Source organism: Nocardioides sp. (genome assembly GCF_029937575.1).
Lineage (GTDB): Bacteria > Actinomycetota > Actinomycetes > Propionibacteriales > Nocardioidaceae > Nocardioides.
This window is the reverse complement of record NZ_JAPYPS010000040.1, coordinates 22669-34243: the sequence shown is the minus strand read 5'-3', so window position 1 is coordinate 34243 and position 11575 is coordinate 22669. Positions and strand designations below refer to the sequence as shown.

The 11575-nt window shown below is 70.5% G+C and carries 11 protein-coding genes; 7 read left to right on the top strand and 4 right to left on the bottom strand.

Annotated features, from left to right (window positions below; all coding sequences use genetic code 11):
* The 3 genes from Q1K33_RS13810 to Q1K33_RS13800 form a co-directional block, all read left to right on the top strand.
* Positions 1–634: HNH endonuclease signature motif containing protein (locus Q1K33_RS13810; protein WP_300404912.1), on the top strand; the 634-nt coding region annotated here is incomplete at its 5' end.
* Between the two features lie 94 nt (positions 635–728).
* Complete coding sequence (locus tag Q1K33_RS13805; RefSeq protein WP_300404910.1) at positions 729–1274, top strand: hypothetical protein; 546 nt, start codon at positions 729–731, stop codon at positions 1272–1274.
* 257 nt (positions 1275–1531) lie between these two features.
* Positions 1532–2062, top strand: a complete 531-nt coding sequence (locus Q1K33_RS13800) for a hypothetical protein (RefSeq protein WP_300404908.1) — start codon at positions 1532–1534, stop codon at positions 2060–2062.
* A 134-nt stretch (positions 2063–2196) separates the two neighbouring features.
* Here Q1K33_RS13800 and Q1K33_RS13795 read toward each other — a convergent pair whose 3' ends face one another.
* Positions 2197–3444, bottom strand: a complete 1248-nt coding sequence (locus Q1K33_RS13795) for an MFS transporter (RefSeq protein WP_300404906.1) — start codon at positions 3442–3444, stop codon at positions 2197–2199.
* An 80-nt stretch (positions 3445–3524) separates the two neighbouring features.
* Here Q1K33_RS13795 and Q1K33_RS13790 point away from each other — a divergent pair, with 80 nt between their 5' ends.
* Positions 3525–4769 carry a DUF480 domain-containing protein gene (locus Q1K33_RS13790; protein WP_300404904.1) on the top strand — a complete coding sequence of 415 codons (1245 nt, stop codon included), beginning with the start codon at positions 3525–3527 and terminating at the stop codon, positions 4767–4769.
* A gap of 5 nt (positions 4770–4774) precedes the next feature.
* Here Q1K33_RS13790 and purT read toward each other — a convergent pair whose 3' ends face one another.
* From purT to kstD, 3 genes are read right to left on the bottom strand one after another with little or no spacing between them, the layout of a single operon-like run.
* Entirely contained in the window at positions 4775–5995 is a 1221-nt protein-coding gene (purT, locus tag Q1K33_RS13785) for a formate-dependent phosphoribosylglycinamide formyltransferase (RefSeq protein ID WP_300404902.1), read from the bottom strand.
* Positions 5996–6028: 33 nt separating this feature from the next.
* Positions 6029–6907, bottom strand: coding sequence for a MaoC/PaaZ C-terminal domain-containing protein (locus tag Q1K33_RS13780; RefSeq protein WP_300404900.1), 879 nt, complete (start codon positions 6905–6907; stop codon positions 6029–6031).
* On the bottom strand, positions 6907–8652 hold the full coding sequence (kstD, locus tag Q1K33_RS13775; RefSeq protein WP_300404898.1) for a 3-oxosteroid 1-dehydrogenase: 1746 nt from the start codon (positions 8650–8652) through the stop codon (positions 6907–6909). Before kstD ends, Q1K33_RS13780 begins: the two co-directional genes overlap by 1 nt.
* A 34-nt stretch (positions 8653–8686) precedes the next feature.
* Here kstD and Q1K33_RS13770 point away from each other — a divergent pair, with 34 nt between their 5' ends.
* The 3 genes from Q1K33_RS13770 to dmpG are packed head-to-tail and all read left to right on the top strand — an operon-like array spanning position 8687 to position 11498.
* Positions 8687–9481 carry a fumarylacetoacetate hydrolase family protein gene (locus Q1K33_RS13770; RefSeq protein ID WP_300404896.1) on the top strand — a complete coding sequence of 265 codons (795 nt, stop codon included), beginning with the start codon at positions 8687–8689 and terminating at the stop codon, positions 9479–9481.
* A gap of 5 nt (positions 9482–9486) precedes the next feature.
* On the top strand, positions 9487–10428 hold the full coding sequence (locus Q1K33_RS13765; protein WP_300404894.1) for an acetaldehyde dehydrogenase (acetylating): 942 nt from the start codon (positions 9487–9489) through the stop codon (positions 10426–10428).
* Positions 10425–11498 (top strand): 4-hydroxy-2-oxovalerate aldolase, encoded by a 1074-nt coding sequence (gene dmpG, locus Q1K33_RS13760; protein WP_300404892.1) that lies wholly within the window; start codon positions 10425–10427, stop codon positions 11496–11498. The genes Q1K33_RS13765 and dmpG overlap by 4 nt, the downstream gene beginning before the upstream one ends.
* Positions 11499–11575 lie beyond the last annotated feature (77 nt).

The window sequence follows — 11575 nt, the reverse complement described above, 5'->3', positions numbered from 1 at the left end:
CACGTTCCGCAACGGTGGCGACGGCACCATCCGCGGCAACTTCGTGCTCCCCGAGCTGCAGGCCGAGATGTTCCGCAAAGCCCTCCAAGCACTCGCCTCGCCCAAGCACGTGCGTGCCACCGAGGGTGCCGGTGCCTACGACTACGAGAAGCCCACCCCCCACAAGCTCGGGCTCGCGTTCATGGAGTACATCGAGCGCTACCCGCTCGACGCTCTCCCGAAGCAGGGTGGCCTGGCTGCGACCGTGGTGATCACCGCAGCGGCCGAGACGTTCACCCACGGTGCGGAGAAGGCAGGTCACACCGAGACCGGCACAGGTGTCTCACCCGGGCAGCTGATCCGGTTGGCGTGCGAGGCCAAGGCGTTCCCCGCGGTCATGGACACGGGCGGTCACGTTCTCGACCTCGGCCGAGACCAGCGGTTCCACACCCCAGCCCAACGCCTCGCCCTGCTCGTCGAGCAGAAGCACTGCCAACACCCCTCCTGCGACATCCCCGGGGCGTTCTGCCACGTCCACCACACCACCCCCTGGGCCGACGGCGGGCACACCAACACTCGCGACGCCGTACTGCTGTGCCCGTTCCACCACCACCAAGCACACGCCACCGGACAGACCTACCCGCTACGGACGTAGGCCGGTTGTCCACAGACCATGAGTTCGGGGGTGTGCATCGGCGTGGTCGCGGGTAGTTTCGGTGCCGACATCGTTTCTCGGAAGGCACTACTCGATGCGCACTCGTCTGCTCGCGACCTCTGTGGCGGTTCTGCTCGCCCTGACTCTGGCCGGCTGCTCGGATGATCCGCAGCCGATCATCGAGCCGGCCCCGAGCACTACCGCCGCGCCTTCGCCGGAGCCGACGCCGTCGTCCACCCCGACGCCGGAAGCAGAGACCGAGAGCGCCAAGGACTTCATCCAGCGGTGGCAGGACGAGGCCTTCGGTATGCAAGTCACTGGCAAGACGGATGCGTACTTGTCCATGAGTGCGGACTGCGAATCCTGCGAAAGCCTTGCTGACTCGGTCAAGGTCATCTATGGCGCAGGCGGCACAATCCAGCTGGACGGGCAGCACGCGGTTATGGGTCTGCAACGCGTTGGGAAGGCTCAAGGCACGCTCATTTATGAATACGAGCTGAGTTCGCCAGCGAGCCAGGTGTTGAGCGCCGAAGGCAAGGTCGAGCAAGAGTTCTCGGGAGGGACAAACCGCTACCAAGTAAACGTGTCGCGGGTATCCGGTCAGTGGAGCGTCACCTCTGCATCCAGGACGTCGGCATGAAAGGCAGACTCGGGTTCCGAGCTGCGGCGAGTGCTGTCGCGTTCACGTGTTTCGCCTCAGCGTCGGCGGCGGGTGACGATTCTGGCGGAGCGAATGTCGACCTCCAAAGCGCTGACTTCTCCTATCAAGGACCAGCCTCGCTCGCCTCGTTGCCAGGAGCCGAGCAAACCACCGAGGTGAACTACGACTACGGGCCAACTTGCGGCGTCGGTGCCCAAGCGGTGTGTTACGAGGGCGCGCCCTGTGTCGTCGATGGTGTGGACGGCACCAAGTACGACGTCTTCCTCGAGGGCGAGAAGGTCGGCGAGACCTGCGTGAGCGAGCAGGAAGCCGCAGAGCAGGAGCAGGTCACTCCCGCCCGGGTGCTGCGGGCCTTCCGCCGGCTGTCCTGGCCCGAGAGCGAGCTGGTCATCGAGCCGCCCGACGGCCGCACCCTGGTCAACTTCGAGACCAACTTCTACACCGACGACGACCAGTCTCAGCGCCAACGCGTCACCCTGCTCAACCAGAGCGTGCTCATCGAGGCCACGCCGACGACCTACACCTGGCACTTCGGCGACGGGACCAGCCTCGAGACCGCGACCCCTGGCGCGCCGTACCCAGCCCTCGACGTCACCCACGACTACGCCCGCGCCGAGCAGTACGCGCCCAGCCTCGACACCACCTACACCGGCCGCTACCGCCTGGCCGGTGGGCCCTGGACCGCCATCCCCGAGACCCTCACCGTCCCCGGCACCCCGGCCCAGCTCGAGGCCATCGAGGCCCGTCCCATCCTGGTCGACTACTGATTGCGTCCCGCGCAGCCTTCGTCGTCGTCCGAGACCACCACCTCGCGCGCTCCGTCGGCGACGGCGCGAAGCGCGAGGCCGGGGTCGATCGAGTCCGCTGCTCCGAGGCTGCGGCATCCGGCCAACCTGCGACCTCACAACCGGTCGTCGTGACGCACCCGCCACAGCAGCGGGATCGTGAGCAGCAGCGCCGCCGAGCACACCCACCACATCGCCGCGTACCCCTGGGTGTCGTCGAGCACGGGTGCCAGCACCAGGATCGTCACCCCGGCGACGAGCGGACCCAGGGTCGAGCCCAGCCCTCTGCTGAAGCCGAAGAGACCCGAGGCCGCGCCGTGGTTGCGCTCGGGGATCAACCGCATCAGGACCGAGAAGGGCAATGTCATCACGGTCGCCGCGCCGGCGGCCACCACCGGGATGACGACGATCACCCACCAGGCCGAGGTGAAGCCGGGCAGCGCCATGCCGACGGCGTACACGGTGGTCGCCACGAGCAGCACCCGCACCTGGCCCACTCGGTCGGCCAGCCACCCCACGGTCGGGGCCGCGGCCGCGATGCCGACGGCGACCAGAGGAAAGATCACCGTCGCGACGAAGGTCGAGGAGCGATCGAGCCCGACGGTGAAGTAGAGGACCACGAAGGCCCTCAGGGCCGACAGGGCGAAGTTCCACAGACCCTCGGCCAGGCACATCACCCGGATACCGGGCTCGCGCAGCAGCGAGAAGGCAGTGGCCAGCGAGCGACGCCCCGACGTGTCCTTCTCGACCGGTTCGGAGAGGTGTGGACGCAGGGCGACCACGAGCACCACTGTCACTACGGCGGCGACAGCGGCACCGACCAGGAAGGGCAACCCGACCCAGACGTCCAGGAGCAGCCCGCCGCCGACCAGCGCCAGGCCGACGCCGATGACGCGCATCGTGCCCTCGGCGCTGCGTGAGCGCCCGCTCTCCTGGTCGGGCACCAGGTCGGGATAGATCGACCAGTACGGCGCCAGGAACGCGTAGTAGCCGCCGAAGACGAGCACCAGCACGGGCGCGTACCAGACGAACGATCGCGCCCCGAGCCCCGCCGTCACCCCGACAGCCGCCATCGCGGCCACGACGACGACCGCGAAACCGACGAGCAGGGGCAGCCGGTCCCGCACCGTGGTGGAGCGCCGGTCCGACCAGGTGCCCACGAGCAGCGGCATGAAGATCCCGAAGAAGCCCTCCGCTCCGATCAGGACCCCGACCAGCACGGGGCCGGAGGCCTCGACCACCAGGACCGGGAGGTAGGTGGAGATGACGGTGACGACCATCGCCATCCCGAGGGCCGGAGCGCCGAGCATCAGGAAGAACCGACGTCTCTCCCACGTCAGGGGAGCGGTGGTGGGAGCAGCCACAGCCCCTGTCTACCCGGCGGGCGGTGAGCCTCTGCCCTCGCGGGCGCCGCCCTCGTGGCAGCCCCGTTAGGCTCGGCTGGGTGAGTGACCTCCCCGAGCTGACCGCCGAAGAGCAACGCGTCCTGGGCAGCCTCCTCGAGAAGGAGGTGACCGTGCCCGGGAGCTACCCGATGTCGGTCAACGCCGTGATCACCGCGTGCAACCAGTCGAGCAGCCGGGAGCCGGTCACCGACTACGACGAGGCGACCGTGCACCGCGTGCTGCGCGCACTCAAGGAGCAGGACCTGGTCGCTGTCACCTGGCAGGACTCCGGTCGGCGCACGCTGAAGTACGTCCAGACCATCGCGGCCCGGCACGAGTGGGCTCCCGACGAGCGGGCGCTGCTGACCGTCCTGCTGCTGCGAGGCGCCCAGGCGCCGGGCGCCCTCAAGACCCGCACCGAACGACTCCACGCCTTCGCCGACCGCGCCGAGGTGGAGGCCTGCCTCGCCCGGATGGCGACCGCCGAGCCGCCGCTGGTGATCCAGCAGCCCAAGCGGCCCCGTGAGCAGGACCACCGCTGGATCCATCTGCTGGGTCCGGTCGAGGCCTCCGACGCCTCGACGGGGCCGGCTACAGCCTCGGCCGAGCCGGGCTCCGACCGGGAGTCGGTGCTCGCCGCCGGAGCCGAGGCCCGCGACGCCAAGGTCCGCGCGTCGTACGGCGCGGTCGCTGTGGCGTACGCCGCCGCCCTGACCGACGAGCTGCTCGACGACAAGCAGCCCTTCGAGACGTGGCTGCTGGACCGGGTGATCGCCCACGCGGCCGACGAGAGGACCGGCGGACCGGTCGTGGAGGTCGGCTGCGGTCCCGGGCACACGACGGCCTACCTCGCCGCGGCAGGCGCCGAGGCCACCGGGATCGACCTCACGCCCGAGATGATCGAGCAGGCACGGGAGCGCTTCCCCGAGGGCCGCTACGAGGTCGGCGACCTCCGCCGGCTCATGCGGCCGACCACCGCGGAGGGCTGGTCGGCCGTGCTGGCCTGGTACTCCCTGATCCACCTGGCGCCCTCCGAGCTGCCCGAGGCGATCGCCTCCCTGGTGCGCCCCCTGGCCCCCGGCGGATGGCTGGTGCTGGGCATGCACTGCGGGAGCGACGTCCGCAACAACCCGACGTGGTTCGAGCGCGAGATCGACCTCGACTTCGTCTTCAACGAGCCCGCCGAGGTCGTCGCGCTCGTCGAGCAGGCCGGTCTCACGGAGATCGAGTGGTACCGCCGCGGCCCCATCCGCGCGCGGGGTGAGACCACCGAGCGGCTGTACGTCGTGGCGCGCAAGGCCTGAGGCGGCTACTCCACGACCGTGATGGCGGCCGCCGCGTCGCGCGCGGTGGCGCGCGCCTCGTCGACGTCGAGACCCAGCGCGAGCGTGACCGCCATCCGTCGCCGACCGACGACCTCGGGCTTGCCGAAGACGCGCACCTGGGTGTCCGGCACCGCGAGCGCGCGCTCGATGCCGGCGAAGCTCGGCGCGACCCGGTCGCCCTCGACCAGCACCGCGCACGACGCCGCTGCTCCGCGGGCCCGGATCGAGGGGATGGGCAGGCCCAGGATCGCGCGCGCGTGCAGGGCGAACTCCGAGAGGTCCTGCGAGACCAGGGTGACCAGCCCGGTGTCGTGGGGCCGGGGGGAGAGCTCGGAGAAGATGACCTCGTCACCGCTCACGAAGAGCTCGACGCCGAAGAGCCCACGCCCGTCGCGGCCGCACAGCTCGCGCACCACGGTCTCGGCCATCTCCCGCGCACGCGCGAGCACGACTCCGTCCATCGGCTGGGGCTGCCACGACTCGCGATAGTCGCCGTCGACCTGGACGTGCCCGATGGGGGCGCAGAACGACACGAGGTCCTGGGCCGGGTCGTCAGGGGCCTCCACGCTCGCGTGCTTGATGGTCAGCAGCGTGATCTCGTAGTCGAAGGGCACGAACCCCTCGACGATCACGCGCCCCTGGCCGGCGCGACCACCGGACTGGGCGTACTCCCACGCCGTCGCCACGTCCTCGGGAGAGCGGACCACCGACTGGCCCTTGCCGGACGACGACATCACCGGCTTGACCACGCACGGCAGGCCGATCTCCGCGACGGCCGCGGCGAAGTCCTCGGCGGTGTCGGCGAAGCGGTACGGCGACGTGGTCACCGACAGCTCCTCGGCGACCAGGCGGCGGATCCCCTCGCGGTCCATCGTGAGCCAGGCTGCCCGAGCCGTGGGGATGACGGTGACGCCCTCGGCCTCGAGGTCGCGCAGCGTCGGGGTGTGGATGGCCTCGATCTCCGGGACGACCCAGTGCGGCTGCTCGAGCTCGACCACGCGTCGCACCTCGGCCGCGTCGAGCATGTCGATCACGTGGCTGCGGTGGGCGACCTGCATCGCCGGGGCGTCGGCGTACCGGTCGACGGCGATGGTCTCCACCCCGAGGCGTTGCAGCTCGATGACCAGCTCCTTGCCGAGCTCGCCGGAGCCGAGCAGCAGGACGCGGGTGGAGGTCGGACTCAGCGGCGTACCCAGGATCGTCACGGCGCCCAACCTAGAGGCCGCCCCCAGGCGGGGTCACGCGAGGTCGAGCACCACGTCGGCCAGCACGGGCGAGCCGTCGCGCTCGCCACCGGCGATGGCGGCCGAGGCCACGATGCGGCCGTCCTCGCGCCACCCCTTCACCCCGATCGTCTCCCCGGGGAAGACCACCCCGGAGAAGCGTCCGCCGAAGCCGCCGACCCTCGTCGCGTCGCCGTCCAGCAACGCGTCGGTGAGCTCGCGCAGCACGATGCCGTAGGAGCACAGACCGTGCAGGATCGGCGCCGGGAAGCCGGCGCCCTTGGCGAAGTCCGGGTCGGCGTGCAGCGGGTTGCGGTCGCCGCAGAGGCGGTAGAGAAGCGCCTGCTGCGGTGTCACGTCGTACGTCGTGGCGGCGTCGGGCTCGCGCTCGGGCAGGGCGACCGCCTGGGAGGAGCCGCGGTCGCCACCCCACCCGCCCTCGCCCTTCACGAAGATCGAGGACCGCACCGTCCACAGCGGCTCACCCGAGGCAGCAGTCACCACGCCCTCCTGCCAGATGACGCAGGCCTTGCCCTTGTCCCAGATGTCGGTGAGCGTGGTGCGGATCGTGGCCGTCCCGGACGTGGGCAGTGGGCCGTGCACGCTGATCGACTGCGAGCCGTGCACGACCTGGGCCAGGTTGATGTCGCAGCCGGGCAGGTCCAGGGGCGGCGGGTCGGTCTCGTGGAAGGTCGGCGCCACCACGCCGAACGACGGCAGGACCTGGAGCCGCGCGTCGTCGAGCGTGTAGGCGAGGGCGGCCGGCGCGAGGTTGTCGCCCGCGCGGGAGCCGGCACCGATCCCGAGGTGGTAGAGCAGCACGTCGCTCTCGGACCACGAGAAGGTGCGCTCGCCGAGGTCGGCGCCGACGGCGACGCTGGGGTCGATGGGCATCAGGCGGTCTCCTGCTCACGGTGGACGGGGGAGTCGCCGGCGGGGACGCCGGCCGGGGTGCTCGCAATGTCCTCGGCGGCCAGGTAGCCGAACGCCAGGGCGGGGCCGATCGTGGCGCCGGGGCCGGCGTAGGTGCGACCCATGACGGCCGAGGAGACGTTGCCGGCGGCGTACAACCCGGCGATGGCGGAGCCGTCGGGACGCAGGACCCGCGCCCGCTCGTCGGTGACGAGCCCACCCTTGGTGCCGAGGTCGCCGGGCACGATCTTCACGGCGTAGAACGGTGCCTCGTCGATCACCTGCAGGGACGGGTTCGGCTTGACGGTGGGGTCGGAGTAGTACTTGTCGTAGGCCGACTCACCGCGCCGGAAGTCGGCGTCGTCACCGCTCCTGGCGAAGCCGTTGAACCGCTCGAGCGTCGCCGTCAGTGCCTCGGCCGGGACCTCGATCTCGGCGGCCAGCTCGGCCACGGTGGCGGCCTTCTTGACGGTGCCCATCTTGTACCAGCGACCGGGGAAGGGCTGGCGAGGGAACAGCCCGGCGAAGAGGTAGCGGTTGCGGTAGCGCTGGTCGATGATCATCCAGCTCGGCACGTGCCCGACGCCGGTGGCCTCGCCGGCGTACATCTCGTGGACCGCCTCGACGTAAGGCAGCGCCTCGTTCATGTAGCGCTCGCCGGCCTGGTTGACGATGATCGAGCCCGGCAGGTTGCGCTCGGCCAGGCAGAACCACGGCCCGCTCGGTAGCGGGATCGTCGGGCCCCACCACGAGTCGTCGAGGAGGTCGGTCTGCGCTCCGGCCGCCATCCCGGCGACCAGACCGGCGCCGGTGTTGAACTGCGAGCCGGTGGTCCAGTCGACCGACGTCGGCTTCGGCTGGTACTGCTCACGCAGCTCCAGGTTGCGCTCGAAACCGCCGCTGCCGAGGATCACCCCCCGCCGGGCGCGTACGACGTGCTCGGTCCCGCTGTCGCCTCCCTGCCGGACCCGGACGCCGACGACGCGGCCGTCCTCGACCACGAGGTCGACCAGCTCGGTGTCGTAGTGCAGCGGCACCTCAGCATCGATCAGGCCCTTGCGCAGACCGATCGCGATGGCGTTGCCCATCGCGTACATGCGGCGTCCGCGCAGGCCGGCGATGATCCGGTTGATCAGCACCTTCGCCATGGTGATCGGTCCGCCGAGGGTGCGCAGGCCGAGGCTGATCTTGCGGAACATCGCCTGCGTGACGATCATGTTGGCCGGGGCCTTGGTGTACTGCGGGTGCAGCCGGTCGAGCTCGTCGCCGAGGAAGCTGGCATCCATCGGGATGGGTTCGCAGCTGCGACCCTTGACCCGACCACCCGGCGCCTCGGGGTGGTAGTCGGCGTAGTCCGGCACCCAGGTGAAGCGCAGCGGGGTGTTGGCCTTGATGAAGTCGAGCACCTCGGGCCCGCGGTCGAGGTAGGTGTCGCGGCGCTGCTTGGGCACGACGTCGCCGACGATGGAGTCGAGGTAGCGCTTGGACTCCGAGATCGGGTCGGCCTGCCCGGCGTCCTGCAGGGCGTAGTTCCCCGGCATCCACACCCCTCCGCCGCTGCGCGCGGTGGAGCCGCCGAAGTGGCCGCTCTTCTCCAGCAGGACGGTGTCGAGTCCGCGCTTGGCGGCTGCCAGGGCGGCGCTCATGCCCGCGCCGCCGGCTCCGACGACGACGACGTCGACCTCGGTGGGGAGCCCGTCGGCGGGCATGGAGACAGGGGTGCTCATGGCGCAAAACTGTAACAGGTTCTACCATTGCGCCGTGATCTCTCAGGACGCCATCCGGGCCGCCGTCGACCGCCTGGCCGAGGCGCAGCGGACGCGGGTGCCGTGCGCCGCCGTACGCGATCTCATCGGCACCGACGACCTGCCCGCGGCGTACGCCGTGCAGCAGGGCCTCGTGCAGGGTCGCCTGGCCGCGGGAGCCACCGTCGTCGGCCGCAAGATCGGCGCCACGTCGCAGGCCGTGCAGGACCAGCTCGGCGTGGACCAGCCCGACTTCGGCTACCTGATGGACGACATGGACGTCTCGGCCCACGACCCGATCTCGATGGCCACCCTGCTGCAGCCGCGCGTCGAGGCCGAGGTGGCCTTCCGCCTCGCCGCCGACATCGACGTCCCCGAGTCGAAGATCACCCTCGACCTGGTGCGAGCCGCCGTCGACGTCGCGTTGCCGGCCCTGGAGATCGTGGACTCCCGGATCGCCGAGTGGGGGATCACCTTCACCGACACCGTCGCCGACAACGCCTCGAGCGGCCTCTACGTCGTCGGCGACCAGGGGCTCCCGCTGAGCGAGATCGAGCCCGTCGACGTGGTCATGTCGCTGAGCATCAACGGCGAGGAGCGGTCGGCCGGCAACGGCGCGGCCTGTCTCGGGGACCCCCTCGAGGCGCTGCGCTGGCTCGCCGTACAAGCTGCGCGGTTCGGCGACCCGCTGCGCGCCGGCCACCTGATTCTGTCCGGGGCCCTGGGCCCGTTCGTGCCGTTCGCCCCCGGCGACCGGGTCGAGGCGTCCATCAGCGGGTTCGCCCCCCTGAGCGTCACCTTCAAGGAGTAGAGACCGTGCCCGCATCCGAACCGTCCGCATCCAAGCTGACCGCCGCCATCGTCGGCCCCGGCAACATCGGGACCGACCTCATGTACAAGCTCCTGCGCAGCGATGTCATCGAGCCGCGCTGGATGATCGGCGTGGACCCGGCCTCCGAGGGACTCAAGCTGGCCGCCGACAACGGTCTGGAGTCCTCCCACGAGGGCGTCGACTGGCTGCTCAAGCAGGACGTCCTGCCCGACCTGATCTTCGAGGCGACCTCCGCCTACGTGCACCGCGAGTACGCCCCGCGCTACGAGGAGGCCGGCATCGTCGCGATCGACCTGACGCCTGCCGCCGTGGGCCCGGCGGTGATCCCGCCGGTCAACGGCGAGGAGCACGTCGCGAAGGCCAACGTCAACATGATCACCTGCGGCGGTCAGGCCACCATCCCGATGGTCGCGGCCGTCACCCGCGCCGCGGGCCCCGAGGGGGTGTCGTACGCGGAGATCGTCGCGTCGGTCTCCTCCCTGTCGGCCGGCCCCGGCACCCGCGCCAACATCGACGAGTTCACCCGCACGACGGCGGCCGGCGTGGAGTCGATCGGTGGCGCGAAGCGCGGCAAGGCGATCATCATCCTCAACCCGGCCGAGCCGCCGATGATCATGCGCGACACGATCTACTGCGCCGTCTCGCCCGACATCGGACAGGACGGCCGCGACGCGATCGTCGCCTCGGTCTTCGCGATGGAGAAGGCGGTGCAGGAGTACGTCCCGGGCTACCGGCTGCTCCAGGAGCCGCAGATAGACGAGCCGTCCGCCGCCACCCAGGGCCAGCTCAAGGTCTCGGTCTTCGTCGAGGTCGAGGGCGCCGGCGACTTCCTGCCGCCGTACGCCGGCAACCTGGACATCATGACCGCAGCCGCCACCCAGGTCGGTCAGAACATCGCCCGCGCCAAGCTCGGAGGCCTCGCATGACCGACACCAGCACCCGCGACACGCTCACGCGCACGTGGGCCGACACCGACCCCACGAGCGGGCTCGACCTCCGCCTGACCGACACCTGCCTGCGTGACGGCTCCCACCACAAGCGGCACCAGTTCACCGCGACCGAGGTGCACGACATCGTCGAGGCCCTCGACACCTCCGGCGTGCCGGTGATCGAGGTGACCCACGGTGACGGGCTCGGCGGGTCGTCGTTCAACTACGGCTTCTCCCGCACCCCCGAGCAGGAGCTGATCCGGATCGCGGCCGAGACGGCCAAGCGAGCCAAGATCGCCTTCCTGATGCTCCCGGGCGTCGGCACCAAGGACGACATCCGGGCGGCCCAGGACAACGGTGGACAGATCTGTCGGATCGCGACGCACTGCACCGAGGCCGACACCTCGATCCAGCACTTCGGGCTGGCGCGCGAGCTCGGGCTGGAGACCGTCGGGTTCCTGATGATGAGCCACACCCAGCCGCCAGAGGTCCTGGCCAAGCAGGCCCGGGTCATGGTCGAGGCCGGCAACCAGTGCGTGTACGTCGTCGACTCCGCCGGCGCGCTGGTGATGGAGCAGACCGCCGACCGGGTGGCCGCCGTCGTCGCCGAGATCGGCCACGAGGCGACAGTCGGCTTCCACGGCCACGAGAACCTCGGGCTCGGTGTCGCCAACACCGTCATCGCCGCCCGCGCGGGAGCGACCCAGATCGACGGCTCCGTCCGGCGCTTCGGTGCGGGTGCCGGCAACACGCCGCTCGAGGCGTTCGTCGGGGTCTGCGACAAGCTCGGGTGGAAGACGGGGATCGACTTCCTCACGATCGTGGATGCCTCCGAGGACGTCATCAAGCCGGCCATGCCGGAGGAGTGCCAGCTCGACAGGATGACCCTGATGATGGGGTACGCCGGGGTCTACTCGTCCTTCCTCAAGCACGCCGGCAACGCCGCCGAGCGCTACGGCGTCAGTGGCGCGAAGATCCTGCTCGAGGCCGGCCGACGCAAGCTGATCGGTGGCCAGGAGGACCAGCTGATCGACATCGCGCTGATGCTGCAGCGCGAAGCCGGCTGAGCGCCGCTCACCTCGGGGTGTGCCGTCACACCCAGGGGTGGGGTTTGCTCGTCCGACTCGACCAAAACGAGAACGTG

Coding starts and splice junctions, on each gene's coding strand:
- Q1K33_RS13780 (WP_300404900.1), bottom strand. CDS start 6,907: ATGCCCATCGACCCCAGCGTCGCCGTCGGCGCCGACCTCGGCGAGCGC.
- dmpG (WP_300404892.1), top strand. CDS start 10,425: ATGACCGACACCAGCACCCGCGACACGCTCACGCGCACGTGGGCCGAC.
- kstD (WP_300404898.1), bottom strand. CDS start 8,652: ATGAGCACCCCTGTCTCCATGCCCGCCGACGGGCTCCCCACCGAGGTC.
- Q1K33_RS13805 (WP_300404910.1), top strand. CDS start 729: ATGCGCACTCGTCTGCTCGCGACCTCTGTGGCGGTTCTGCTCGCCCTG.